At 58.2% G+C, this 25446-nt stretch carries 21 protein-coding genes; 12 read left to right on the forward strand and 9 right to left on the reverse strand.

From position 1 onward, the window contains the following. Positions 1-45 precede the first annotated feature (45 nt). The 4 genes from GSQ81_RS11400 to GSQ81_RS11415 all read right to left on the reverse strand — a co-directional run bounded on the left by GSQ81_RS11400 (position 46) and on the right by GSQ81_RS11415 (position 9350). On the reverse strand, positions 46-852 hold the full coding sequence (locus GSQ81_RS11400) for a BON domain-containing protein (protein WP_158910862.1): 807 nt from the start codon (positions 850-852) through the stop codon (positions 46-48). Positions 853-944: 92 nt separating this feature from the next. Continuing rightward, on the reverse strand, positions 945-5336 hold the full coding sequence (locus GSQ81_RS11405; RefSeq protein WP_158910863.1) for a translocation/assembly module TamB domain-containing protein: 4392 nt from the start codon (positions 5334-5336) through the stop codon (positions 945-947). Further along, a complete protein-coding gene (locus tag GSQ81_RS11410) occupies positions 5333-6103 on the reverse strand; it encodes a peptidylprolyl isomerase (RefSeq protein ID WP_158910864.1) in 771 nt (256 codons plus the stop codon). Before GSQ81_RS11410 ends, GSQ81_RS11405 begins: the two co-directional genes overlap by 4 nt. A gap of 1 nt (position 6104) precedes the next feature. Continuing rightward, complete coding sequence (locus GSQ81_RS11415; RefSeq protein ID WP_254060134.1) at positions 6105-9350, reverse strand: POTRA domain-containing protein; 3246 nt, start codon at positions 9348-9350, stop codon at positions 6105-6107. A gap of 249 nt (positions 9351-9599) precedes the next feature. Here GSQ81_RS11415 and GSQ81_RS11420 point away from each other — a divergent pair, with 249 nt between their 5' ends. The 7 genes from GSQ81_RS11420 (at position 9600) to GSQ81_RS11450 (ending at position 15671) form a co-directional block, all read left to right on the forward strand. Beyond that, positions 9600-10682, forward strand: coding sequence for a ThiF family adenylyltransferase (locus tag GSQ81_RS11420; RefSeq protein ID WP_158910865.1), 1083 nt, complete (start codon positions 9600-9602; stop codon positions 10680-10682). Between the two features lie 193 nt (positions 10683-10875). Next, positions 10876-11517: an RNA polymerase sigma factor gene (locus tag GSQ81_RS11425; protein ID WP_254060135.1), complete on the forward strand. Its 642-nt coding sequence runs from the start codon at positions 10876-10878 to the stop codon at positions 11515-11517. Beyond that, entirely contained in the window at positions 11514-11813 is a 300-nt protein-coding gene (locus tag GSQ81_RS11430) for a hypothetical protein (RefSeq protein WP_158910867.1), read from the forward strand. Before GSQ81_RS11425 ends, GSQ81_RS11430 begins: the two co-directional genes overlap by 4 nt. A gap of 737 nt (positions 11814-12550) precedes the next feature. Further along, positions 12551-13150 (forward strand): shikimate kinase, encoded by a 600-nt coding sequence (locus tag GSQ81_RS11435; protein ID WP_158910868.1) that lies wholly within the window; start codon positions 12551-12553, stop codon positions 13148-13150. Positions 13151-13220: 70 nt separating this feature from the next. Continuing rightward, positions 13221-14252, forward strand: a complete 1032-nt coding sequence (locus GSQ81_RS11440; protein WP_158910869.1) for an AI-2E family transporter — start codon at positions 13221-13223, stop codon at positions 14250-14252. Between the two features lie 143 nt (positions 14253-14395). After that, positions 14396-14935, forward strand: coding sequence for a hypothetical protein (locus tag GSQ81_RS11445; protein ID WP_158910870.1), 540 nt, complete (start codon positions 14396-14398; stop codon positions 14933-14935). A gap of 10 nt (positions 14936-14945) precedes the next feature. Continuing rightward, positions 14946-15671: a 16S rRNA (uracil(1498)-N(3))-methyltransferase gene (locus GSQ81_RS11450; protein ID WP_158910871.1), complete on the forward strand. Its 726-nt coding sequence runs from the start codon at positions 14946-14948 to the stop codon at positions 15669-15671. 37 nt (positions 15672-15708) lie between these two features. On the opposite strand, the gene dnaJ is transcribed toward GSQ81_RS11450, so the two are convergent. From dnaJ to GSQ81_RS11475, 5 genes are all read right to left on the reverse strand, one after another. Then, positions 15709-16839, reverse strand: a complete 1131-nt coding sequence (gene dnaJ, locus GSQ81_RS11455) for a molecular chaperone DnaJ (protein ID WP_216846487.1) — start codon at positions 16837-16839, stop codon at positions 15709-15711. 69 nt (positions 16840-16908) lie between these two features. Further along, entirely contained in the window at positions 16909-17478 is a 570-nt protein-coding gene (locus GSQ81_RS11460; protein WP_158910873.1) for a nucleotide exchange factor GrpE, read from the reverse strand. A 97-nt stretch (positions 17479-17575) separates the two neighbouring features. After that, positions 17576-18667: a heat-inducible transcriptional repressor HrcA gene (gene hrcA / locus GSQ81_RS11465; protein WP_158910874.1), complete on the reverse strand. Its 1092-nt coding sequence runs from the start codon at positions 18665-18667 to the stop codon at positions 17576-17578. A gap of 67 nt (positions 18668-18734) precedes the next feature. Continuing rightward, positions 18735-19568, reverse strand: coding sequence for an Mrp/NBP35 family ATP-binding protein (locus GSQ81_RS11470; protein WP_158910875.1), 834 nt, complete (start codon positions 19566-19568; stop codon positions 18735-18737). A gap of 76 nt (positions 19569-19644) precedes the next feature. Then, positions 19645-20166, reverse strand: coding sequence for an acyl-CoA thioesterase (locus GSQ81_RS11475; RefSeq protein ID WP_158910876.1), 522 nt, complete (start codon positions 20164-20166; stop codon positions 19645-19647). Between the two features lie 114 nt (positions 20167-20280). Here GSQ81_RS11475 and GSQ81_RS11480 point away from each other — a divergent pair, with 114 nt between their 5' ends. The 5 genes from GSQ81_RS11480 (at position 20281) to GSQ81_RS11500 (ending at position 25441) form a co-directional block, all read left to right on the forward strand. Further along, positions 20281-20589, forward strand: a complete 309-nt coding sequence (locus GSQ81_RS11480; protein ID WP_158910877.1) for a tetratricopeptide repeat protein — start codon at positions 20281-20283, stop codon at positions 20587-20589. A gap of 74 nt (positions 20590-20663) precedes the next feature. Continuing rightward, a complete protein-coding gene (locus GSQ81_RS11485) occupies positions 20664-22187 on the forward strand; it encodes a sigma 54-interacting transcriptional regulator (protein ID WP_158910878.1) in 1524 nt (507 codons plus the stop codon). A 47-nt stretch (positions 22188-22234) separates the two neighbouring features. Continuing rightward, positions 22235-23350, forward strand: coding sequence for an alginate lyase family protein (locus GSQ81_RS11490; protein WP_158910879.1), 1116 nt, complete (start codon positions 22235-22237; stop codon positions 23348-23350). Between the two features lie 107 nt (positions 23351-23457). Further along, complete coding sequence (locus tag GSQ81_RS11495) at positions 23458-24129, forward strand: trans-aconitate 2-methyltransferase (RefSeq protein ID WP_158910880.1); 672 nt, start codon at positions 23458-23460, stop codon at positions 24127-24129. Between the two features lie 70 nt (positions 24130-24199). After that, complete coding sequence (locus tag GSQ81_RS11500) at positions 24200-25441, forward strand: VWA domain-containing protein (protein ID WP_158910881.1); 1242 nt, start codon at positions 24200-24202, stop codon at positions 25439-25441. The last annotated feature ends 5 nt before the right edge of the window (positions 25442-25446 follow it).

Here is a 25446-nt window from a genome sequence, read left to right on the forward strand (position 1 = left end):
GGCCACGTGGCATCGCTAACGTGGCCTCTCGTTCAACCTGGACACCTATTTTTCGCTCTGAGCCGGAGCGCCCGCCACCTGCAAGTCGTTGACGACTTTGAAAACTCCGCCGACACCGTTTGCGCGAATACCGGCAATCTCCTTGTCCGACTGGCTGTCCACGACACCCGACAAGGTTACGTTTCCATTGATAACCGTGATCCGAATCGGCTTCGCCGGATCGAGTGCGTACTTGTTCAACTGCGGTGCACCATAGATGGCGCGGGCTTCAGCCAGTCGAATGCGGTCATCCATCGGGGATACGGGCGCTACGTTGATATTGTCGACTACGTCCTTTACGCCGGGATAATTCGACACGAGGCTGACCGCCGAGTCCCTGTCCACCGGCCCGTAAGCCGTGCCGCCAAGGCTCACCACACCGTCTTTCACCGCAATCGTAAGCGCATTGAAAGCCGTCGTACCGTAGCCTACACGGTCGTAAACCAGCTTTTCTGCCAGCTTATTGCGAAGGGTCGCGTCCTCGACGACCGGACCGCCGATCTCAATCAGGTTCTGGATGCCCTTCACATTTTTTACGCGGTGAGCACGCTTGTCCGCATCTTCCTTATCGCTGTAGACATCGACCGTTCCCTTCAGCGTAACCATGCCGCCCTGTACGGTAGCGGTTACACCTTTGAACCGCTTGTTGTTCAACGTCTTGGTCAGATTCGCCTGAATCTGCGCGTCGTTTGCGTTGTCTCCAGCGGTGGCAGCGACGGGCTCCTGCGCCATACCTCTTGCGACAGGGCCGAGCAATAGCACACACGATAACCCGAGGAGTCCTGCAACCTTCATGCTCTTCAATACGGACATCGGTCTTTCCTTCCGGTGAACCAGCCTCAAAGTGTCCGGGCCAGTCCACGGTCTTGCCAAATAATGAGATGCAACCAGGCTTTGCCCGGCAGCTAACGATACCTTTGCCGCAGCTTATAAACAATACTGAAGACGCCCGACTCATCGCGGGTCACCACGATGGACATGTTGTGATTCAGGTCGTACTGCAATTGAATCAGTTGCTGTGCTGAACTGTTGACGTTGGTGGCAAAGGTGGCTGTTATCTGCTTCGATAGCTGCTGCTGGACAGTAATTCGCGCCGCCGAGTTTCCCAGCGTTCCCACGAACGCGGGGTCGATTTTGACGCTGCCGACACCGAACAGCTTCTCGACGCGGTTGCTAACGGTTGCGTTGAGAGCGCCGCCCAGCAGTGCGCTGGTTGTGGGGTCGGTTCCGGCCTGCGCCTGTTTCTCCTGATAGATCTGCGCCTCTTCCTGTGTGCGTCCCAACGCAAGCAGCGCGAAGACGTCGGCTTCGCCCAGCGGAGGCTCTGACCTGTATGTTGGCTTGAGGTTGGTCATAGTTCCGTGCAGGCCGACTGTGATGTCGTAGTTTTCAACCTGTGCGGTAGCGTCGAGGTCGATGATGGGATCGATGCGCACCGGGTTCGTGAAGTAGATATCGCCGCGTTGCAATTGATACTTCGTGCCGGCAAAGGTTGCGCTGCCATCGGTGATCTGAATACGGCCCAGAACGGAGGGCGTCGCTACCGTTCCGCGAATCGTCAGGTCCACGGTTCCGGCGAGTTTGGCATACGAGTTCTGAAAATCGAGTTGAGGCGAACTGGTGATTCGCACGTCGAGGCGAATCTTGTTGGAGAGAGCATTAGGATCGGGCGGCGCACTGATTCCGCCAGTCGAAGAGAATGCCGCCAAATCGATATCGGCCCCGATGCCGAACCTGGTGAGCAGCACTGTACCAGTTAACTGTGCGCTGTCTGAAGAACCTTGCAGTCTCAATTTCGTGGTCGCCGTCGCGCTTAAGCCATAGAGCCGTACTCGGACGACATCGCCGGTCGCGGTGAGATCGGCGAAGAGGCCGTTGCGGTAACGGATGTAGCCACCAATCTTCAACTGGCCGCCGCCAGTGGTTGCCGTCAGGCTCTGCACCTGCAATCGGTCTTCATTGAAGACGAGCGTGCCATTCATTTTGTTGAGGCCATTCGGGATTCCGTCCATGGCCACGTTCACATCGTCGAACTGCACCTTGCCGGTAAGCGAAGGATTCTTTACCTGCCCGCCCGCCGCAACGGTGAATTCGACCTTGCCGCTGGTGATCAGGTCAGGACGGAAGGTATGCAGCAGCGCCATGCTGATGTTTCCGCTTCCCTTTACGTTCAGTTTGCCGCCCTTCGGATCGGTCGAGCCAAATAGCTGGGCCGTTCCGCTGAGCTGGAGATTCGTATCCTGTCCGGTGATGTGAATCTGTTCCAATGTAGCGGTGCCATCTCGCAGACTGGCCTTCAAGGGTTCTGCCGCCTTCAGCTCAACTCCCTGCAGCTTCACGTCAACGGGATTGAACTCAGCGGTTCCGCTGAGTTCTTTCGGCGTTTTAAGCGGCCCGTTCACCGTGACGATACCGTTGATGGCCGACTGCGCCTTCACCGCACTGGAGCCAAACATCGCCAATGGCTTGCCGATGTCGAGACCGGTGAGCGTCAATTTTGCCTGGGTCTGATAGTCACCGGACAACTGTACCTGGCCGGTTGCATCCAGCTTCGCGCCTACCATCGTGGAGTTCGCCGTAAGATACATTGTCTGGCCCTGAGTGTGGGCTTCAGCAACGGCATCGCCCATCGGTTGCCCCTGGACGATGATGCCGTCAAGCTTCACATTGGCCTTCAGCCCCGGCTCCTTCAAGGTTCCATTCGCATCTGCGACGACACTCAGCGTAGCGTCGACATCGTGGCTTGCCTGCCGCACCGTATCAAACTTCGACAGCAGGAGATTCTGTCCTTCAATGTGGCCGTGCAGATGTTCCGTGCCCATGTCGTAGCCGCCGTTGCCGGCAACCTGCATTCCATGAAGCTTCAACTGAACATCAGTCACTTCCACATCCTGTCCATGTGCGGTCAGATCAGCTACCGCGGAATCGTACGGCTCCCCATAGGCGACGCCCTTCGTTAGGGAGAGATGTCCGCTGCCATTCAGGTCCTTCAATGTTCCCAATACATGCGCTTCTGCCGCAACGGTTCCCGTCACTGGAACATTTTGCTGCTGCCCCATAATCTGAAGCAGGTCCGCCATCTGCGCATCGGCCAATTGCAGCTTCGCATTGATAGACATACCCTCGTCCCACTCGTAGGTGATGGCGCCGCGATGGGAGACTGCCTTCCTTGGCTCCAGATCGCCCGACACATTCAACACAGCGGTTCCGCGCTTGAGGGTGGAGTTCGCCACCAGTATCCCCGAGTTGGGCGAATACTCGGCATCGGTGACCAGCGAATCGATCAGCGCATCGGTTGTGCCGATCTTCGCCTCAATATTCTCAGCTTGCAGATGGCCCTTCACATCAAGGTCGCGAATCGCACCGCGCGCTGTTCCATTGAACTGAAGCGCACCGTGCAGGACGACAGGAATAGCGGCTGCGCCCTTCTTCCCATCGCCCTCCAGCCCCAGCGTCAGCAGCAGCTGGTTATACTCGTCGAGATCGCGCACGGTCATGTCTACGCGCAATGCCGTCAACGGATCGCCTTCATTGACCCCAAGTACGCCACTCCCATCGATGTTCGATTGCGGCGTCTGTATCGTCACACTCTGAATCTGAACCGTCTCGTTGCTTCCTGAATAGTGTGCCTGCGCCTGTCCGGTTACAGGAACATCGGAGAGCGCACCTCTACGATGAATGCCGGTCGGCGAAAATTTCAGAGTGCCATCCGCTACAAACGTGTCGGCAATATCTTTTGCCGGACCGCCCCATTCCATCTTGACAGGGCCGCTCACCGCTGTATCGAAACCCAGATCGCCGTAGTTCTCCGGCGCCGTAATATCCAAGATGGTTCGCAGCGGAATCCTATTGACGGTCGCAGTCAGATAGGCATGGGCACTGACTACTGGCGGCACCGTCATTCTTCCTGTAATGGGAGCCTTCGCACCAATCGCCTTCGCCGTCGTGTTCGCTGTGGTGACAGCAGCCTTCATCGTCGGCGAAACAGCGGGCGCATCCGCGGGAACTTCGCCCAGCCAGTTGGAGATACGCAGCTCTCCCGACGCGCTTCCGCCGCCAGGCAGGTATCCCGTCAGCGCAGTCAGCAATAACTCTGTCGGCGTAATGTGCAACTGCGAGCTACCGTCGACATCGTGCAGGCGGACAAACTCATCGCGATAGGCTGCCTTATGGATCCTGGCGGAGCCCACCAGCAGATATCCAGCCGCGCAATCAGGATCTGGCGGCAGAACTTTGGTGCTCGGCTTCGCGCTCGACTTGGGATGTAGCCGCTGCCAGAACCTGGGATGTTTCTGAGCAACCACAGGCGAGGTATTGCAACTGTGGCCCTTCAAATCGAGGTCCACCGTGCCCGCCTTTAAGCCATCCACCCCGCTCAGTAACGCGATCTGCCTTATCTCCAGCGTTCCTTCCACGCTCGCCTGCCAATCCGGATGCGCAAAGTTCTGAAGGCTCGCACTCGCCTTCAGGTTCGACGCCGTCCCCGTATGCAGAACAAGACTTTTCAGCTCGGCTACATTGCGGCCAACCTCGGCCTCGACATGCAGCGTCGAGTCCGCCTCTGGCTCGCTGCCCAACTTCGTCCGCAGATCCTTGAGATCGACCGTTGCGCCATAGTGATCACTCGACGAGATGTAGCGAACTTCCGCATCCAGATCGCGTGCAGCCATATCAAACGGAATCGCGCGATCGTTCAACAGGAAGACACCGTCCGCCAACTCAATCTGCTTTGCCTTCAGATCGAGAAGAGTGTCCATCACAGGTTCTTTACTTGTGCTTGGATGTTTCGGTACAGGCTGGTTGGTCTTCCCATTCTTGTCGATCATGAGATGGACCTGTGGATGGTCTACGCGCAGAAAGTTCAGGCTGATGTGCGATGCGATACCGGTTCCCGCTACATGAGAAAAGAAGCTGAAGATCTTTACCCGCACCTGTATCTTGTCCGCGGAGAGATAAGGCGCTTCTCCTGGGCCTTCAAGACCATGGATAACCAGTCCATCCGCTTCAATCGCCAGATGCCACAGCCTGAAGCTGATGCTCTTCAACTCGACGCGGCCGCCCGTCGCATCCTCCAGCACATTCACAACGGCCTTGCTCACCCGCTGATTGAAGTCCGGCGTCGTCGAATACCAGGAGAATACCGCAACGAGCACAAGCAGCAGAACGCTGAATCCGGCAAAGATCCAAGCGATGATATGCGCGACTCTTCCGCCGAGGGAGCGCTTTACGCTGGCAAGCTTCTTTTCAAGCTTTTCCTCAATCCTGTCCGGCAGCGGTCTCTTCTCTGCGTCGCTCACGGCGCCCCCTCACCGGGCCTTATGATGCGCACCCGCCCCTGCGCCCGCAACGATGTCAGCCAGTCTCGCAACAGATTGCCGACCTGCTGCTGCAACAATACCTCTTCAATTCGCGGAGAGATCGTCTCCAGCTTTGGCGGAGTTACGTGCCGCTCCGCATACTCAGGCAACATCGTTTTTTCGTAGTAGTTTTTGATGTCATCGTCCGAGATTTGAATACCGTTGCGAAACCTCACCTCGATAAACCGTAGTAGCTCCATGCGCTCGCGCCATCGTTTGCGGAACTCTTCGACGGTGAAGCCGTGAGCACCGATATATTTTTCCCAACCCGCGTCGGTCTCACAGTGATATTGCTTGCACTCAGGAATATCCTTACGCAAGGTTAGGAGCTGAGCGTCGAGTTCCTTGTCCGAGACCGACGTCTCAGGCTCCAGTTCCGCCTGCTGCAGGATCAGTATTCGATCGATAAGCCGCCTCACGGTAAGTTCTCGGGAGTGGTTCTCATCGGCTGTCCGATAGGGTTGAATCTCCTCGAAACGCATCTCTTCATCAACATCGCTCTCAAGGATCAGATCACCGTTTGCCACCGCGACAACACGGTCCAGCACAGTTCCCTGCGCCACGCCAGGCGAAGCGGAAGGAGATTCAGGAGACACCGCGGTTTTCTGGGCCTCAAGCGCCGGCACGTACAGCAGTGCAGTCATCACAACCAGCATTACACCGCCCCGCTGCCACCACATGCTCGCATTGTGTTTTTTCGAATGCATTCTAGAAGCTCTGCCCAATGCTGAAGAAAAAGTTGAAATGGCCCGCATGGCCGACATGCGGAGGATTGTTATTGAAGTCGGCGATCACCGGATAGACAGGAGGATCGAGGTTATAGCTGAAGTCCACGCGAATTGGCCCAACGGGAGTCTTATAACGCGCGCCAACTCCCACAGCATGAGAAAAATAGTTAAAGCTGCACGTCCCTACATTCGACGACACATCCGAACAGGTCCGATTATTCGGCTGGTGAAACCGCAGGAAGCTGGGGAACATGTCGTTGGCATTCTGAAATACGTTTCCCATATCGTGAAACAAAACGAAACTGACGCTGTTGCCGACATAAGGCAACGTCGGTGGCGGAAGACGCAGCTCGAACGAGTTTACGAACACCGCTTTTCCGCCTACCGGGAAACCCGTCTGCAGGTCTCTCGGGCCCGCCGCATTGATTCCAAAACCGCGGTGCGAAGAGGCTCCGCCGGCATACAAACGCTCGGGCAATGGCACGGCATCGCAACTGGGGTTCGTTGTCAGTAGATCGCCCTGGCATACGGGACTGCCGGAGTTTGGGTTCTCACCGGATGCTTGTTCATAGCCGATACGTGTGCTCCGCGCCAGAACGTACTTTTGCTTGCCAAACTCGTAATAGGTCGAGTTCGTTCCATCGAGCTTATAGAAATCGGTCTGCGAACCGAACTTCGCCGAGGCGAGAAACGCCTGAATGGTGGTATACGATCCCTTCACGGCATCGAGCGGACTGGGCGAACGCGTGTCATGGAACCATGTAATGGCAGGCCCACCCACGCGAACAGGTTGTGAAAGCAATGGGATCAAGTCCGCCGACACCTGCAGGCTGTTCGGGTCGACCTTGACCCTGCGGTATTGAAAGTCATAGATAAACGTATCGGCGCGCTTCAACTTCTCGGTCACACGAAAGTCGCCCTGTAAGGTGGAAGAAGCAAACGTGGTGATGTCCTGCACATTGGAATATCCGCCCGAAACACTCGCAGAAAAATTCTTCGCTCCGAACAGATGCGGGTTCTGAAAGGTCAACGTCGCAATCTCCTCCAGCAATCCATAGGACCCATGCAGGGTCACCGAGTCCTCTGATCCGCGAAGGTTGATCCTCGACACATCGATTGAAACCCGTGGGCTAATTCCCGCCTTGCCGTCTTGCGAGAAGTTGTTGCACTGGTCGAGCGGTATCCCCAACTGAATGCACGAGGCCTCCGAAATCATGCCTCGGCTCGGCGTTCCCGTTTGCGCCTCAAACCCGAACCCATAGGTCACGTTCCACCGCTTTGCCTCGGTCAACTGCACCAGCACATTCTTTGTCGGCGCATCGCCGGAAGGATTCTGCACTGCCGTCACAACCTCGTTGAAGAGCGCCATGTTGTACAGATTTCGCTGCGTCTGCAGCAGCGCACTCTGGTCGAGTGGATCGCCGGGGTGCACCAGGATGCTCTTTTCTACTACCTTCGGCTTCGTCTTTTCGATTCCTGACAACAACACATGGTTGATAAAAACCTGCGGGCCCTCGGTCACGTTCAGCACAACGTTTACCTTATTGGCGTCAGCCGTATTGTCCTGCTTGACCTCGATCCTCGCCTGATCGAAGCCGTGGCTCAGGTAATACCCCAGTACCGCGTCGCGGTCGCCCGACAGCGTGACCAGCGAAAAGGGCTGGCCCTGCTGAGAATTCATCGAGCCCTTTAATTCTGTCATCCGGCTGGGATCGACGCCGGCCAGATCGATGCTGCCAAACTTCTGCTGCCGTCCTTCGACAACCGTATAGGTCACCCGAATCTGCGCCGCCTTTAGAGGCTTGCCATTCGCCGCGTCATCGATATCCTGCACATCTGTTGTCACCTTCGCCTGATCAAACCCGTTGGCGCGATACAGCGATTCAATCGAGTTGACATCTCCCGTCACCAGCGAAGGGCTATACCTGCCGCTGCGCTGGTAAGCGTTGGACTTCTGCACCTGCATCCTCTCTCGCAACAGGTCGGTCGAGAAGTATTTGTTGCCCTTGATGTTCACCGCAACGACCTTGTGCTTCACTCCACGGTCGACCGTGAACACCACCCGCTCTGACGGCGTGTCCTGCCCGATCATGCGGACTTTTACGCTTGCGTCGAAATATCCGCGTTGCTGCAGGTAGTCGCGAATGTTGTAGACGCCCTCGTTCAGCAAATCGTTGTCGATGGTCCCTTCTTCATAGATCGGAACCAGCAGATGAAGACGGCTCTTCGATAACTTCACCCCTTCCACCTCGACCCTGACCACCGGCCCCTGGTTCGCGTGGAAGTTATAGTCAAGCTGCTTGCGCACCGGAATATAGCTCTGCTTCTGCAGCGTCACGACAGCTTCCAAGTGGTCCTTCTTCTGATATTGAGACCGCAGCCGCGTCAGTGCGTTGCTGGTCGTGTCGCGATTGACCTTTTTCCCGGTCTTCAATCTTCCAGTCTTCTTGAACTGCTCCAGAGTCAGTCCAGGATCGGGACCTTCCATCTCCACCTGCCCGATGCGCGCCTGCGGGCCTACGTCAACCGTGTAGGTCACATTCACCTGTTCTCCAGACTCATCGGTCACGGACTTCACAGAGACTTTCGGCTGGTAATAGCCCTGCTGCTGCAGTGTCTCAGCAATCCCATCCGTTCCGTCCTGCACCGCCGACCGGGTCAGCGCGGTTCCCGGATTGAGCTTGGTCGCATACTCCAGCAGCGAAGAGAGCCGTTCGCTCTTGACTCCTACAATTGTCACCCGGCCAACGTAATAACGAGCTGACCCGGCAAAGATGAGCGTTACCTCGTTACCGTGCCGGATGCCTCGCACCTCGACATCGCGATATCGACCGCTGGCAAATAACCTCCGTATACTCTGGCGAACCTTCTGCGGATCGAACGGTTCACCTGCCTTCTGCGCAAGCTGGCCTGGCAGCTTATCGGTTGCGTCGAAGGTCACGCCCTCAAACTCAATCTTGCCGACCTGCAACCCCTTCCATTGCCACACCGTCGTCGAAAGTCCCGGACCGATATCGGCAAGCGAAGAGTTGATGCGCTGCTGCGCCTGCTCCGGCGTCTCCGTCTTAGAAGCCTGTGGCACAGCTAGCGGGTTGATCACCGCCGAGGGTGCCTGCACTCCATCGGTAGTCGAAGGGATCGGTGCAGGCTCGGGAATGTCCTGCGCGAAAGCAAGCCCGCATAGCAGTACAAAAGCTCCAACGCATCGAGCGGCAATAGCGCACACTGCACCTCCTCTCCGTCGAATCAACACCCCACATCCTCTCTTAAGCCAAAACGACAAACTGACCCGCTATTTCCTGTTTTTCTCTCAATGAGAACAATACCGAATACTCTGCCGGAACAACCTAAAGACTTGCCATTGAACAGGGTTGGATGCCAAAAACTCCTGCAATGTCGGCCAGCGCCGCTCAACCATCCACGCATTCCCTATACTACGAAAGAGCACGCTGTTTTAGCGTGCAACGCTTCGATCATGCCCGAAACTTCCCTTCAGACCGTTGCCCCCCTTCCCTCACCTTCGGCCATCTCCGACGAAGATCGCTATTCCCGCCAGATCCTCTTTCCCGGCATCGGCGCAGCAGGACAGCACAAGCTCGCCTCGGCACATGTTGCCGTCATAGGCGTGGGAGCCACCGGGGCAGCCTCCGCATCGCTGCTCGCCCGCGCCGGAGTAGGTTCACTCACGCTCATCGACCGCGATTTCGTCGAGCCATCGAACCTCCAGCGCCAGGTGCTCTTCGACGAGGCCGACGCGCTCCAATCATTGCCCAAAGCCGAAGCCGCTCGCCGCAAGATCGCGCTCTTCAACTCAGGCGTCTTCGTCCATGCTCACATCGCCGACCTGGTGCCTGCCAATATCGCCGAACTCCTTGGCCCCGCCGACCTCATTCTCGACGCCACCGACAACTTCGAGACCCGTTATCTGCTCAACGACTACGCCGTTCAGCAATCGAAGCCGTGGATCTATGCCGCGGCCATCGGGGCCTACGCCGCAACCATGAACATCGTCCCCGGCAGTGCATCTCCTGATCCCACTGCCTGCCTTGCCTGCATCTTTCCCAAGCCTCCCACCGGCCCGGTCGAGACCTGCGACACCTCCGGCATTCTCGCTACCGCCGTCAATCTCGCGGCATCCATCCAGGTCACCGAAGCCCTGAAATTCCTAACCGGCCAGTCCCGCCTCATGCGCCGTTCTTTACTGTCCTTCGACCTGTGGACGAGCGAGCGCTCCGAGATCTCAACCAGTCACCCCAACCCAGACTGCGTCGTCTGCGGCCAGCGATCGTTCAGCCATCTCGCCGGCGAAGGCCGCCCTCATATCACGCTCTGCGGACGAAACTCCGTTCAAATCCACGAGCATCATCGCCCCATCGACTTCGCTGCCATGCGCGACCGTCTTGCGCCCCACGGACAAGTCCGCTTCAATGAGTTATTGCTCCGCTTCGAGCATGGCCCCCATACCCTCACCCTCTTCGCCGATGGCCGCGCCATCATCCAGGGCACAACCGACGTAACTCTTGCCCGCTCGCTCTATGCTCGCTTTATCGGGTCTTGAGGTTCTGGGTCAAAAGCTCACCAAACCCTTTGAATTCCGTCTCATTCAAGGATGCACACAACCTTTGACCCGAATTCTCCCTCAAACCTAGGAACCTCAAAAATCCTTACGTTTGCGATAAGCTTCAGGCAGGCGACAATGAAGCGATGCACAAACATGGAGTTTAACCCTCATGGAGCAACAAGGCCTACGAATGACTGAAACCAAGCCCGGGCCCAGCCTGTTCAAACGAAATCCGCCGATTGCCGGTGAAGCCGAGGCAATCGAGAGCGCGAAGGCGGGAGACGCTGAGGCGTTCTCCAAGCTCTACGCGCTGCACAAGCGCCGCGTCTACACCCTTTGCCTGCGTATGCTGGGCAATGTCTCCGAAGCAGAAGACATGACCCAGGAGGCATTCCTCCATCTCTTCCGCAAGATCGGCAGCTTTCGCGGCGAGTCGGCCTTCTCCACTTGGTTGCATCGCCTCACCGTCAACCTCGTCCTGATGCATCTGCGCAAAAAAGGCTTGAATCTCGTCTCTCTCGAAGAGACGATCAACCCTTCCGAAGACGACGCGCCAAAACGCGACTTCGGCAGCCGGGACCCACAGCTCGCCGGTTCGGTCGACCGTGTCGCTCTCGAGCGTGCCGTGGCCTCGTTACCGCCCGGCTACCGCATGGTATTCATTCTCCACGACGTCGAAGGCTTCGAGCATAATGAGATTGCCACCATGCTCGAATGCTCCACCGGAAACAGCAAATCTCAGCTACACAAGGCACGACTCAAGCTACGCGAACTGCTTCGTCAACCCGAACAGTCTATCCAGCAAGCGGGCCTCAAGGAGGCCGCTCAATGACTTCGCAGAATTCCAATTCAAAATCCCCTGCCACCATCTCCTGCGCCGACTTTCAGGAGCAGCTTCCCGATCTCTTCGCCTCCGGCGGCAATGGAACTCCGGAAGATCCCATTCTCGTCGATCACCTGAAGACCTGTGAAAACTGTTCGGCCCTCGTCCGGGACCTTCAATACATCGCCGATCAGGCCAGCCTTCTGCTGCAACCTACCCTCGAACCCAGCGACAACGTCTGGAAGAAGATTCAGGAAGGCATGGACTCAGACCGTATCCACGCTGACGCTCACCGCCCTAAATAACCATTCAGCCTAACCAGCACGGCCTTATTGATTTTGCTGTCAAGCCCCCGGAGGCACTGCTGCACTTCGTTTTTGACCACTAAATTACTGCAATCAATCAATTTATTCGTTCAAAAATAAATCCGGGCATACTGCAAATTAGTTTCGCTCCATTCGTTACACTAAAAAAGCATAAGAATTCTTCATATCAGGCCCAGCATTCGTGTTGGGCCTAAACCTTTTAAGACTATTTCCTCTCAGGTGTGGCTTCCTCTGCTTGTCACTCCCAAAGGGAAAGTAGCTCCCTTTTGTTTGTCATTCCCGAAGGGAATCTGCGTTTTGCTCGAATCACCAAAACTACATCTGGAGTAAACCATTTAGAATCAATATTCTACCCATAAGCTCCATCAATGCAATATTTTAGCGGAATAAATTTCGCTATATCACTGATTTTAGACATTTTATGCGTTTTAGGGGGTGGGGGGGGTGGGGTACCTCCCAAAGAGCCCACAGCTAGTTCTTGCAACCCTTCCATCGCCCGTGTATGGTGAATTCATCATGTCGAGCCGCTTCCAGCCCGTCTTTTTTAGCTTCCGCTACTGGCCCATTGCTGCGGCCCCGCGGAACTCTCGCATGACTCTCTGAACCAACAGACACCCTTCAGAGTCTTCGAACTTCCCGAGCCGCGATCCCCAAAGATCGCGGCTTTTGCATGTTCGCCACCCGAAACCAGCCCGAACTAAACTAGAGGAGAGGCCATGATCACCATCCAGACCACCAACCAACCAGACACGCCAACCGAAGCCGGAGTGAAGCCCCCCATCCCGCCGCATCTTCGACGCCTCGTCCTCACCGGATTCATGGGCGCGGGCAAGTCCACGATCGGCCGCGTTCTCGCCTCGCGTCTCGGCTGGACCTTCCTCGATCTCGACACGCACCTTGAGCAGCGCACCGGCGCCACCATTCCCCAGCTCTTCGAGCGCCACGGCGAAGCCCACTTCCGCCGCCTCGAATCCACCGCGCTGGCCTCCGCGCTAGGCCACTCCAATACGGTCCTCGCTCTCGGCGGCGGAACTCCCGAAGGCCTCACCAACCGTCTTCTGCTCGAACAGACCCCTGCGACCTTCACCATCTTCCTCGATGCCCCTTTCCCGGTCCTGTTCGACCGCTGCATGATGCAAGGCCTCTCCCGGCCTGTGCTGGCCGACCCGGATGCGGCACAACTCCGCTTCGCCACTCGCCACCCGCTCTACCTCCGCCTCGCCCACCTCACCATCGATACCGCCGCCATTACGCCGGAAGAGACTGTTGATTTCCTGATCGCCGCACTGAATCAAACTCCGCACTACCGCCTCTGAGCCGCTGCGCGCACACTATCTGCATCCAACTCTGTCAGCAACCCACAGGAGAATAGCGCTGTCCACCTCGATGCCCGACCTTAGCCCCGGCAACAAAGAATCCCGCAAAGCAGTACGCGGCCACATCCTCTTTGCTATCGCCGTCCTGCTTGCCCTCTACCTCGCATGGCATCTGCTTAAAGAGCTGGAGATCATTTACGTCAGCGCCCTCTTCGCGGTGGTGTTGACCCCGATCCTTACCCGTATCAGCAAACTCAATCTCCGCGGCTACCATCCCTCGCGCGTGGTTGCCCTCATCATCCTCATCGTCGGAGTCGCGCTCGCGCTCACCCTCTTCCTGACCTTCGGCCTGCCGCCTGTGCTGCGAGACCTCCGTGGTTTTTCGACCGAGCTTCCCCAGCGCATTCCCGCGACCGTCGACCGCATCAACAGACTTCCCTTTGCCGCCAAATTCAACGTCGATTCCATGATCCAGCGCGCGGAAGGGACTCTCACCGAGACCGCCAGTTATATCTTCACGTCGCTGCCTGCCTGGCTCTCGCATCTCTTCGATATCCTCACCGCCGCCTTCCTCTGCATCTACTTCATGCTTGAAGGCGAATACGCCTACCGCTACTTTCTGTCGTTGTTTCCCTACCAGCAGCGCGCCCGTCTCGACAACACCCTCCAAAAGGCCGAGCTGAAGATCAGCAAGTGGCTCTTCGGCCAGGGATTGCTCATGCTCATCCTTGGCATCTCCAGCACCATCGTCTTCGGCATCCTCCACGTCCGTTACTTCCTTCTGCTCGGCGTCCTGATGGGCCTGTTCAACATCATTCCCATCGCCGGCGGAGTCATCACCATCGTGGTCGCCGCAGGCGTGGCGGCTCTGGACTCCTGGACCAAAATGGGCGGCGTCCTCATCTTCTACGCCATCTACGTCAACATCGAGAACGCCTTCCTCACTCCGCGAATTATGCGCTCCAGTGTCAACCTGATGGGGCTTACCGTGCTTATCGCCCTGCTTTGCGGAACGGCTTTGGCCGGCATCGTTGGAGCCCTCGTCGCCGTTCCGACGGCAGCTCTCATCAGCGTTCTTCTCGATGAATACGCCGTCCAATAAAGCAATTCGATTCAGAGGTATGCATACTTTGGTGTAGTGGACGCTTCAAAAAACCTGACTCGAGGCCATTTTCCCTTGCTATCCTCAATCCAGTGACCGACTTAAAATTCGAACAACACGCACACCGGAATCTGCTCGCGCCTGTGCTCATTGCATTTCTTCTGCTTGGCGTAGTCATTGCGCTTGTCATTCGCCATACCCCTGCCCAGACGGTGGACCTCACCATCACACACACCGCGATCTATCCCACGCATACCGTCTTTAAGTCCAACTCGATCGTCGTAGGCAGCGACAAAGCCGAGGACAACCTTTACGTCCTCGCCAACCTGCGCGTCGACGATCCGCTGCACCTTCCCCTCTTCCTCAAGGATTTCACCGCCACCCTCACCACCGCCGACGACCAGCAGATCACCACCAGCGCCGCCGAAGAGAAGAACCTGCCCAACATCTACACCTCCTTCCCCGGCCTCAAGCCTCTGGCCTCAGCCCCGCTCCGCCGCGAAACCCTGATCGCTCCCGGAACCTCCGCCCAGGGCATGGTTCTCCTCCAGTTCCCGATCACGCTGGACGTATGGAACCATCGCAAATCCGCCATCCTGAATGTGGATTTCTATCACGGCGGGGCCTTCCCCATCGCCATCCCCTTCAACACAAAGACTGTCTCCACCAACTTCGATCAGTAATAATTCAGGTATGACTCGCCGCCGCTGGATCGCCGATACCTGGACCCCAACCACCGCCACCCTCACTGGAGATCAGGCCGGCCATCTCGCCCGCGTCCTCCGCGCCGAGGCCGGCCAGATCTTCGATGTCGTCGCCGGAGGCTTCCTTCACCGCGCTGAAATCACCAGCGTCTCCGACAAGGAAGTCCTCTTCAATCTCCATGAAGAGCTCGAAGCTGATGCAGCGTTGCCCCTTCACCTGCTGCTGGCCGTCTTCAAGTTCGATCACATGGAATGGGCCATCGAAAAGGCAACCGAGCTGGGCGTCGCCCGCATCACGCCCATCCTCGCCCGGCGCACCGAAAAGCATCTGTCCCTCGCCGCACCAAAGCGAGCCGAGCGCTGGCGGCGCATCGCCCTTGAAGCCTCCAAGCAATCCCGCCGCACCGACATCCCCAAGATCGCCGATCCCGCCATCCTGAAGGCTGCCCTCGAACAAGAGCAAAGTCCCACGCGCATTCTGCTCAGCGAGACCGAACAAGCCACTCCGCTATCCGCAGCTCTTACCGCTTCCGCGCGATCTACGGGTTATGAGCCCGTCGCTCTAGCCATAGGTCCGGAAGGCGGCTGGACACCCGAAGAGATGACCCTCTTCACCGCGCACAACTGGACACCAGTAACCCTCGGCCCTCGCATCCTACGCGCCGAAACCGCAGCCATCGCTGCCATCGCCATAGCCTCGTCCTACCTGAACTGACCACCCATAAAACAAATCGACCGCGAATTACGCCTGTCTAGGTGAACATCTCCTTAACCTTGTCGAACAGACCGCGCGAAGTAGGCGTATTCTCCACCACCATCGTCTCGCTCAACTGCCGCAGCAACTCTTTTTGCTGCTTGCTCAGCTTGCCCGGGGTCTGCACGCGAATCTCGATGACCAGATCGCCCTTGCCATGAGAGTTCAGGTGAGGCACGCCCTTGCCGCGCAGCTTGAACTCCTTGCCACTCTGCGTCCCCTCGGGGATCTTGATGGTCGCCTCTCCCTCAAGCGTCTGAATCTCCAGCTCCGTTCCCAGCGCCGCCTGCGGGAACGAGATCGGCATCACGCAATGCAGATCATCGCCGTCGCGCTCGAAAAACTTGTGCGCCTTCACGTTCAGCACGACATAGAGATCGCCCGCAGGCCCGGCAAACTTTCCAGCCTCACCCTCGCCCTGATAACGAATCCGGGTGTCCTGCTCGACGCCCGCCGGAACCTTGACCAGAATGCTGTGCTCCGTCTGCACCCTCGTCTCGCCCCTGCAGGTCTGGCACGGATCGACAATCAACGTTCCCGTGCCGCCACACACCGAGCATGTCCGTGCCACGGAAAAGAATCCCTGCTGAAACCGCTGCTGGCCACGTCCGCCGCACTGCGTGCAAGTCACAGGAGCCTTGCCCCTGGCCGCGCCTGAACCCTTGCAATCCACGCAGGTCTCCATACGCCGGATGGTGATCTCCTTCTCCTTGCCGAAGACCGCCTCCTCGAACTCCAGCGTCAGGTCATAGCGAAGATCGCGCCCGCGCTGTACCCGCGAAGCCTTGCGGCCGCCACCACCACCGCCCATGTTGAACATCTCACCGAACAGGTCGCCGAAGATGTCGCCAAGGTCCTGCGCGCCACCGGCAAACGGATTTCCACCCGCGCCGGGACCACCACCATTAAATGCCGCATGGCCATAACGGTCGTAGGCCGCGCGCTTCTCCGGGTCACTCAGGACCTGATAAGCCTCGCTGCACTCCTTGAACTTCTCTTCCGCCGTGGGATCGTCCGGATTGCGGTCGGGATGATACTGCATCGCCAACTTGCGATAGGCCGTCTTCAGCTCCTGATCGTTCGCGTCCCGAGAAACAGTCAACACTTCGTAAAAATCGATTTTTGTCACGTTTGCCGTCGCACTCATTCCACAGTCTCTCTTCTATAACTTTGCATCAGCCGCGTTTCAAACACGCACCTAATCAGCGATCTGGTCCGCGTTTGCAGCAATCCTCACCAGCGCAGGCCGTAACAGCTTTTCACGGATCTTATACCCCCGCCGAATCTCTTCTAATACCTGATGATCGGGAAACTCTTTAGTTTCAATGCTGCCCAAAGCTTCGTGGACTCGAGGGTCGAATTGCGTCCCGACCGTCTCTACCGCAACCACGTTCAGCCCCCGCAGAGAGTCCTCCATCTGCTTTAGAATCAGTTCCACACCGGCGCGAAGCTGCTCCACCGTACCATCGGCCTTGAGCGCAAGCTGGAAGTTATCCATCACGCTCAGAAACGGCTCGACCGTATTCGAAATCACGTAGTCTCGTGAATCGGAGCGCTCTTTTGCCTCGCGCTTGCGGGCATTCTCAAACTCGGCCTGCAACCGCGCCAGCCGGTCGACCAACTGGTCGCGCTCGCCCTTCACCTGCTCCAGCTCGGCGTGGGCAGCGCTCGTCTCACTTATCGGTTCAGCCGCCGCACCAGACGCAACATCGCCTTCCTTCACAGCGTCCACCGTCATCTCGTCCTGCATGTGATCGTGTCTCCTCATATCGTTCCCTCTTCTATTGTTGCCCATTCGCGCCCATCGCGCGAGTCGGTCCCACTGCCGTTCCACTGTCATCGTCTACCCCGCCAGCAGAAAGCCATCACTCGATTGGATGCAGCATCCGGTCAAATACCTGTGCAATATAGCCCACCGCATTCATCGTGTTCTCGTAGTGCATCCGCTTCGGGCCGATCACGCCCACCGTTCCCCGGCTCTCGCCGCCCATCCGCGCCGGGGCCGCGATCAGCACCAATCCCGCCATCTCCGGCGCCTGCTCCTCCAGGTCGAAGACTACGCGGACACTCTCCTGCCTGGAGTCGATATAGGCGTTCAGGAGTTCGACGAGCCGCTGTTTCGCCTCCAGCGCGGCCAGCACCTCGCGCAACCGCTCGCGGTCCTCATAACTGCCCATCCCCTGACTGCCCAGCAGATTGGCCACACCCTCAACATAGACCGTCTGCACCGGAACGTCGGTCTCCGGAATTGCCTTCACCCAAAGCTGCTGCACAGAATTCAGTAGCAGTTGGTACTCACTTCGCTCCCGCTCCAGCATCCGCGCTATCTCGGCGCGAACCCGTTCCACGCTCCATCCCCGGAAGTTCTCGTTCAAAAAGTTCGCCGCCGTCTCCAGTTCGCGCAGTGTCAAATCCCGATCCAGCGCCAGCACCCGGTCCCGCACCATCCCGCTCCGCGTTACGACGACCGCCAGCACCCGCGCCACGGCCAATCGCGAAAAATGCACATGCTCCAGCATGTCGCCATCTGCCGCAGCGGCAATCGCGACGCCTACGCCGCTCGAAAGCGTGGCCAGCACATGCGATGTCCGCTCCAGCACCGCCTGCACTCCCGCCAATCCTACGAAGCTCGAATCAATCTGCCGCCGCGACAGCGCCGGCAACCTAGCCGCGTCAATTCGGGGATTCGCCCCGCCGCTCAACTGTTCCACATACATGCGAAACGCCCGGGCCGTCGGAATCCGCCCCGCCGAGGTATGCGGCTGCTCCAGCAGCCCCGCATCGGCCAGTTCCGCCATCTCATTGCGGATCGTGGCTGAGCTCATGCCAGCGACATCGCTCATCTGCAACCGCGCGATCGTCCCCGAGCCTACCGGCTCTCCGGTCTCGATGTAGCTTTCGACAACAGCCGTCAGAATGGCTCGCTGCCGCGCCGTAACCCGCTCTGCATCCGCCATTCCAGCTACCCCCCGATACCTTTAACTCTACGCCGGTAGTCAACTACGCAAGATCAGCTCATGCTTTTTAACTGATCTCGAGCACATCCTCGCTGTTGTCGGCAATCTCCTGCGCCTTGGCCGCGACCTTCCTCGCCACTTCATAAAACGCCTTGGCCTTGGCCGAATCCGGCCCGGCCAGCGCCACCGGCAGGCCCTTGTCACCGCCCTCGCGAATCGAAGGATCAAGCTCCACGGCACCCAGAAAATCCAGCCCAAACTGCGCCGCCGTCCGCTCCGTCCCGCCCGCGCCAAAAACATCGATGACCTCGCCGCTCGGCAGCGTCATCTGCGACATGTTCTCGACCATGCCAATCACCTCGACCTTTACCTGATGGAACATCTCGAGCGCCTTCCGCGCATCCTGCAACGCCACGCCCGAGCCGGTCGAAACCACCACTGCCCCGGTCAACGGCACCGTCTGCACCAGCGAGATCACCACATCGCCCGTCCCGGGAGGCAGATCGACGATCAGGAAATCCAGTTCGCCCCACTCCACCTGCTGCAAAAACTGCCGGATGATCTGGTGCAGCATCGGCCCGCGCATCACCATCGGCTTGTCACCCGGCGAGATCAGACCCACCGAAATAAACTTCACTCCATGCGACACAATCGGCTCAATCCGGTTCTCGCCGACAATGTTCGGCTGCCGCGTTACCCCCAGCATCATCGGCACATTCGGCCCATAGATATCGGCGTCAATCAGCCCAACCTTATATCCCAGCTTGCCCAGCGCAACCGCGAGGTTCACCGCCACTGTCGTCTTGCCGACTCCACCCTTGCCACTACCAACGGCAACCACATACTCCACTCCCGGCAAAGGCTGCGGCCCCTGCGGTGCTCCTGCTCCCATATGTCCCATTTCTATCTCCCATTTCCAAAACCGCTAGATCTTTTATCGCGTTGACGCAGCTAAACCGTGGAGGACACAACATCCATCAACGATGCCAGCCCTCGCCCAGCGACATACGCATCTCTTTCTTGCGCATCGTCTCTCCTGCACGCATCTCGCGCCGCCGTCCTGCGTCTTCATACCGACGTTTCTGGTGCTCTGTCTCCGGTACCACCTTTGGAACCAGAATTCCCTTGCCATCCATGTCCACCGCCACGTAGGTAAGGTAAGCCGAAGAGACATGCCGGAGCCGCTGCGCGCGAACGTCTTCCACCATGGCACGCACCCCAACCTCCATGCTGGTCTTGAAGGCGCGGTTCACGCTCGCCTTCAGAATCAGAAGATCGCCTACACGCACCGGAGCCACAAAATCGAGATGGTCCATCGAGGCCGTCACCGTAATCGCCCTTGCATGACGGCTCGCCGCCATCGCCCCCACCAAGTCGATATACTGCATCAGCCGTCCGCCAAACAGGTTGCCCAGCGCATTCGCATCGCCCGGAAAAATAATCTCGCTCCGCTCCGACTGCGACTCTTCCACCGTTCGCTCTAAAACCGTATCGCTCATTACCTCTAAGTCTAAATGTCTCAGCCTCGCTCTGCTCTGACTTCAGCCGGTGTTGCCTTAATTTGAGCCGACGTCCATTTGCCAAGCCCACGCCGGACACCGCACCATACAGCTATGGACAAGATCGCCCTCTTCACCCAGATCCTCGAGCAGAACCCCACCGACGCCTTCACCCGTTACGGCCTCGCCATGGCCTACGCTACCGAAGGTAACACCGGCGCGGCCCTCGCTGAGTTCAACACCCTCATCGGCCACAATCCCGACTACGTTCCCGCCTACCAGATGTCCGCGCAAACCCTCGTCAAGCTGGGCCGCACCGAAGAGGCGGCCACGCGTCTCCACGAAGGAATCTCCGCCGCCAACCGAACAGGCAACCAGCACGCCCTCGCCGAGATGGAAGCCCTGCGCGACGAAATCTCTTAGGCCACAAATCCGAAGCGATTGTGGCAGAAGGTAGGCCGGAACCTTCTGCTCCAGCCAAACATCTATACTTAGACATGGCGACCGCACTCCCCACCACCCTCGGCCAACTCCGCAAATCAGAATTCACCCCCGAACGCCTCGCCCGCAGCGTCAAGGACGAGCTCCGCGAGAATCTCATCGCCAAGCTCCGCGCCAAAGAGACGCTCTTCCCCGGCATCGTCGGCTACGAAGACACCGTTGTCCCGCAGATCGTCAACGCAGTCCTCAGCAAGCACAACTTCATCCTCCTCGGTCTTCGCGGACAGGCCAAGTCCCGCATCCTGCGCTCGCTTACCACCCTCCTCGATCCCGCCTGCCCTTATGTAGCCGGAGCCGAAACCCGCGACAATCCCTACGCTCCCATCTCGAAGTTTGCCCGCGACCTCATCGCCAGGCTCGGTGACGAAACTCCCATCGCATGGCTGGCACCCAACGACCGTTTCGTCGAAAAACTAGCCACTCCCGACGTCACCGTAGCCGATCTGGTCGGCGACATCGACCCTATCAAAGCCGCTCGCAGCAACCAGGACCTTGGCTCCGAGCTGACCATGCACTACGGCCTCCTGCCCCGCGCCAACCGCGGCATCTTCGCCATCAACGAAGTGCCCGACCTCGCCGGAAAGATTCAGGTCGCCCTCTTCAACATCATGCAGGAAGGCGACGTGCAGATTAAGGGCTATCCCGTCCGCTTGCCTCTCGACGTAGCCATCGTCTTCAGCGCCAATCCCGAGGACTACACCGCTCGCGGCAAGATCGTCACTCCGCTCAAAGACCGCATCGGCAGCGAGATCCGCACCCATTATCCCGAATCGATCGACGAAGCCATCACCATCACCACGCAGGAAGCCTGGTCGAAGCGTCCCGCCAGCAACATCGAAATCCCCCACTACATCCGCCAGATCGTCGAGCAAATCGCCTTCTCCGCCCGCGAAGATAAAAAGGTGGACAAGCGCAGCGGCGTCTCGCAGCGCCTGCCTATCTCGACCATGGAGCTGGTCATCTCCAACGCCGAACGCCGCGCTCTGCTCCACGACGAGAAGCTCGCCGTTCCCCGCGTAGGCGATATCTACGCCGCGCTGCCCGGCATCACCGGCAAGGTCGAGCTTGAGTACGAAGGCGAGATGCGCGGAGCCGATGCCGTCATTCGCGAGATCATCCGCGCCAGCGTAGCCAGTGTCTTCGATCAGTACTTCGCCGCGACCAACACGCAGCAGATCGAGCAATGGTTCAACCTCGGCGGCACCGTCCAGCTCAACGACGTTCAGCCCGCCGCTGGTTCGCTCACGGAGTTGCAGCAGATTCAGGGTCTCTTCGAAAAGCTTTCGCCGTTGCAGATCAACGCAAAGACCAAGCCCGAAGTGGCCGTAAGCGCCGCCGAATTCCTGCTCGAAGGCATGTACGCCCACAAGCGCATCAGCCGGGCCGAAGAACGTGTCTTCACTGCAGCCGAAAAGAAATCACACAACGATCAGGCCGCCAACTACGCCGAGAAGATGCGCGAGCGCGAACAGGAATCGGACTTCGCCGCCAAAAACCGCACCCGTCGCGGCTTCAACTAACCTCTGAATCAATCACTCCTCGCACCTGCAATAAAGATGGGATCAGTATGTCTACCAGATTTGTAGAGAAGTGCACCATCATTGCCCTTGCGTTCGCATGCACAGCCGCGTTCGCTGCGGAACACGTCGCTAATCCCAAAGCCTCTTATATCGACGTGCAGCAGCGCCACGCGCAGTTAGCCAGCAACACAGACCCACGCATCGCAAAGGCCATCGCCTCCCTTAGCTTCTGCACCAAACTACCCGAAGTGCCTGCTCCCACAGGCCGCATGATTATCCCGCCGCACTATCTCGGCGGGGGGCATGGCCCCATCAATCCTGCCGAAGCTCCCGTCACGCGCGTGTATGGCAACTTCGAAAGACGTGTCACCGCTGGTATGAACCAGTGGCTGGTCACCTCCAGCAAGCAGGAGGCGCAGTGCGCGCAACAGCAGATCGACACCTGGGCACAGGCTGGAGCACTGCTCGACTACACCCCAAAGGAAAGTTCGCAGGCGTGGTATCAAGTGGAGTGGACGCTCAGCGCCATCGCCACTAGCGAGTCCGTTCTCGTCAACGAACCATCGCTCGACCAGGCAGTCGTAAAACGCGACATCCAGTGGATGAACAAGGTCGCACACCGCACTGTGGAGTTCGACAAGGCTGGCAAGCAAACAAACAATCACCATTACTGGCGCGGCCTCGCGGCCGTATCGACCGGCGTCATCTCCTCCGACGACAGTCTCTTCGACTGGGGCGTGGGCGTCTACAAACAGGCCATCAACGAACTCGACCAGCGCGGCGCCTTCCCGCAGGAGATGGCCCGTCACGAGCGCGCCATCCACTATCAATCCTTCGCGCTGCAACCACTCACTCCGCTCGCATCATTTGCCGAGCAACAGCACGTTCCGCTTTACGAATACCGCTCGCCCAGCGGGCGAGCCATCCACGATGCCGTAGATTTTCTCGGCAACGCTCTGGCAGATCCGGCTATCATCAAGGCCTACACTCCCGACACACAACTGCTGGACGACGGCCCGGACTTCTTTGCCTTTGCGGAGTTCTACTCGCACTACACCGATTCCGCGCACATGCCAGCTACCATCCAGAAAGGCCTTGAACAACCCACCTTTGCCAATCGCATCGGCGGCAGCACCACTGTCCTCGCTGGGCTTGCTCACTAAAAATTGAGAGATCTTCCACGGCAGAGCTCTCAATAGCACCATTCATAATTTTTATACAAATCAAAAATACCATTCGCATGTCTTATGCTTCCAACAAGGAGCACGAGATGATCAATCGCACAAAAGCCGTCTTCGACGCCACCGCCTCTACCTACGACGCGGACCGCTCCCGCCTCATTCCTGGCTGCGATAATTTCTATCGCTGGGCGATCGATCTCATTCCTGCGGGCGCAAAGAACATCCTCGACCTCGGCGCGGGCTCCGGTCTGCTCACGATTCTTATCCGCAATCGCTTTCCCAACGCGCGTATTCATCTCATCGACTTCTCCACTCCCATGCTCTCGCTCGCGGGCGACCGCCTCGGCAACGACCGCAACATCACCTATCAGCACGCTAACTACGTCACTGAATCGTTGCCGGAAAAACTCTGCGCTGTCGTCTCCTCGCTCTCCATCCACCACCTCGACAACGCCGACAAGCGCGGCCTCTTCAAAAAGATCTACACCTCGCTGCTCCCCAACGGTGTCTTCATCAATGCCGAACAAGTGGCCGGTCCCACGCCCGCGCTCGATGAGCGTTACAAAGTCCTTTGGCTTCAGCAAGTCCGTGCCTCCGGAGCCAGCGAGCCGCAGATCACCGCATCGCTCTTTCGTCAGCAGGAAGACCGTTGCGCCACCGTCGCCGACCAACTCCTCTGGCTCCGCGAAGCAGGCTTCGCCGACGCCGATTGCTGGTTCAAGGACAACCGTTTCGCCGTCATGGCAGGCACGCGAGCATAGCAACCAGGGGCTGCGCCACGAATTGAGCGACCGCAGCCCAGTCCAGCGCGTCTAAACTGTAGACAGCCCTATGAAGCGCATCCGCTATACCAAGTTCACCGGCGATCTATCCTCCAGCTTCGGGCTGGAGGACCTCATGCAGGCCCTCTCCGACTTTCTGCTCGACTCCGGCTTCAACGATCCCTACTCCGAGTTTCAGAACTTCAACGACCAGACCCTCGACAATCTGCGCGACGCCATCAAGCAGGCTCTCGAATCGGGCGACCTCTTCGACGAAGAGGCACAGGAGAAGTTCGACCAGCTTAACGCCGATCAGGTCGAAGACCTGGTCGATCAGATCATTCAGAAGATGCAGGAGCAAAATTTCATCAACGCCGAGATGCCCGAACAGGGCAGCGGCGAGCAAGGCGAAGGCAACTCCCAAGCCCGCTTCGAGGTCACCGACAAGTCAATGGACTTCCTCGGCTACAAAGCACTCCGCGAACTCCTCGGCCCTCTCGGCAAATCCAACCTCGGCCGCCACGACACCCGCCACGAGGCCTCCGGCGTCGAGACCAACGGCAGCAGCAAGCTCTACGAGTTCGGCGACACCCTCAACCTCGACCTCACCGCCACCCTCTCCAGCGTCTTCGCCCGCGAGGGCATCCGTACCGCCGTCGAAGGCGAAGAAAACACGCCCCTCAACATCGAGTACAGCGATCTGCACGTCCAGCAGGCCGACTACACCTCAAGCTGCGCCACCGTCGTCCTGCTCGACTGCTCGCACTCGATGATCCTCTACGGCGAAGATCGTTTTACTCCTGCAAAAAGAGTAGCCATGGCGCTCGCCCATCTCATTCGGACTCAGTTCCCCGGCGACACACTCAACGTCGTTCTCTTTCACGACAGCGCCGAAGAGATTCCCATCTCGCAGCTCTCCCGCGTCAAGGTCGGGCCGCACTACACCAACACTCGCGAAGGCCTACGCCTCGCCCAGCGCATCCTCGCCCGTCAGACCAAGGACATGAAGCAGATCGTCATGATCACCGACGGCAAGCCCAGCGCGCTCACTCTCGCCGACGGACGCATCTACAAAAATGCCTTTGGCCTCGATCCTCTCGTCATCGAAGAAACTTTGCAAGAGGTCAGCCGCTGCAAGCGCAGCAACATCATGATCAACACCTTCATGCTCGCCAGCGACTTCGCCCTCGTCCAGTTCGTCCAAAAAGTCTCAGCCATGTGCCGCGGCAAAGCTTACTTCACCAGCCCTGAAAATCTCGGCAACTATCTCCTCATGGACTTCATGTCACGTCGCATGAAGACCGTCCACTAACATAA

The sequence above is a fragment of the Granulicella sp. L56 genome, assembly GCF_009765835.1.
Lineage (GTDB): Bacteria > Acidobacteriota > Terriglobia > Terriglobales > Acidobacteriaceae > Edaphobacter.

Excerpts from the sequence above, each read along its gene's own strand:
- GSQ81_RS11400 (WP_158910862.1), bottom strand. The coding sequence starts at position 852 with ATGTCCGTATTGAAGAGCATGAAGGTTGCAGGACTCCTCGGGTTATCG.
- GSQ81_RS11410 (WP_158910864.1), bottom strand. The coding sequence starts at position 6,103 with ATGCATTCGAAAAAACACAATGCGAGCATGTGGTGGCAGCGGGGCGGT.
- GSQ81_RS11420 (WP_158910865.1), top strand. The coding sequence starts at position 9,600 with ATGCCCGAAACTTCCCTTCAGACCGTTGCCCCCCTTCCCTCACCTTCG.
- GSQ81_RS11425 (WP_254060135.1), top strand. The coding sequence starts at position 10,876 with ATGACTGAAACCAAGCCCGGGCCCAGCCTGTTCAAACGAAATCCGCCG.
- GSQ81_RS11430 (WP_158910867.1), top strand. The coding sequence starts at position 11,514 with ATGACTTCGCAGAATTCCAATTCAAAATCCCCTGCCACCATCTCCTGC.
- GSQ81_RS11435 (WP_158910868.1), top strand. The coding sequence starts at position 12,551 with ATGATCACCATCCAGACCACCAACCAACCAGACACGCCAACCGAAGCC.
- GSQ81_RS11440 (WP_158910869.1), top strand. The coding sequence starts at position 13,221 with ATGCCCGACCTTAGCCCCGGCAACAAAGAATCCCGCAAAGCAGTACGC.
- GSQ81_RS11450 (WP_158910871.1), top strand. The coding sequence starts at position 14,946 with ATGACTCGCCGCCGCTGGATCGCCGATACCTGGACCCCAACCACCGCC.
- GSQ81_RS11460 (WP_158910873.1), bottom strand. The coding sequence starts at position 17,478 with ATGAGGAGACACGATCACATGCAGGACGAGATGACGGTGGACGCTGTG.
- hrcA (WP_158910874.1), bottom strand. The coding sequence starts at position 18,667 with ATGGCGGATGCAGAGCGGGTTACGGCGCGGCAGCGAGCCATTCTGACG.
- GSQ81_RS11470 (WP_158910875.1), bottom strand. The coding sequence starts at position 19,568 with ATGGGACATATGGGAGCAGGAGCACCGCAGGGGCCGCAGCCTTTGCCG.
- GSQ81_RS11475 (WP_158910876.1), bottom strand. The coding sequence starts at position 20,166 with ATGAGCGATACGGTTTTAGAGCGAACGGTGGAAGAGTCGCAGTCGGAG.
- GSQ81_RS11480 (WP_158910877.1), top strand. The coding sequence starts at position 20,281 with ATGGACAAGATCGCCCTCTTCACCCAGATCCTCGAGCAGAACCCCACC.
- GSQ81_RS11485 (WP_158910878.1), top strand. The coding sequence starts at position 20,664 with ATGGCGACCGCACTCCCCACCACCCTCGGCCAACTCCGCAAATCAGAA.
- GSQ81_RS11490 (WP_158910879.1), top strand. The coding sequence starts at position 22,235 with ATGTCTACCAGATTTGTAGAGAAGTGCACCATCATTGCCCTTGCGTTC.
- GSQ81_RS11495 (WP_158910880.1), top strand. The coding sequence starts at position 23,458 with ATGATCAATCGCACAAAAGCCGTCTTCGACGCCACCGCCTCTACCTAC.
- GSQ81_RS11500 (WP_158910881.1), top strand. The coding sequence starts at position 24,200 with ATGAAGCGCATCCGCTATACCAAGTTCACCGGCGATCTATCCTCCAGC.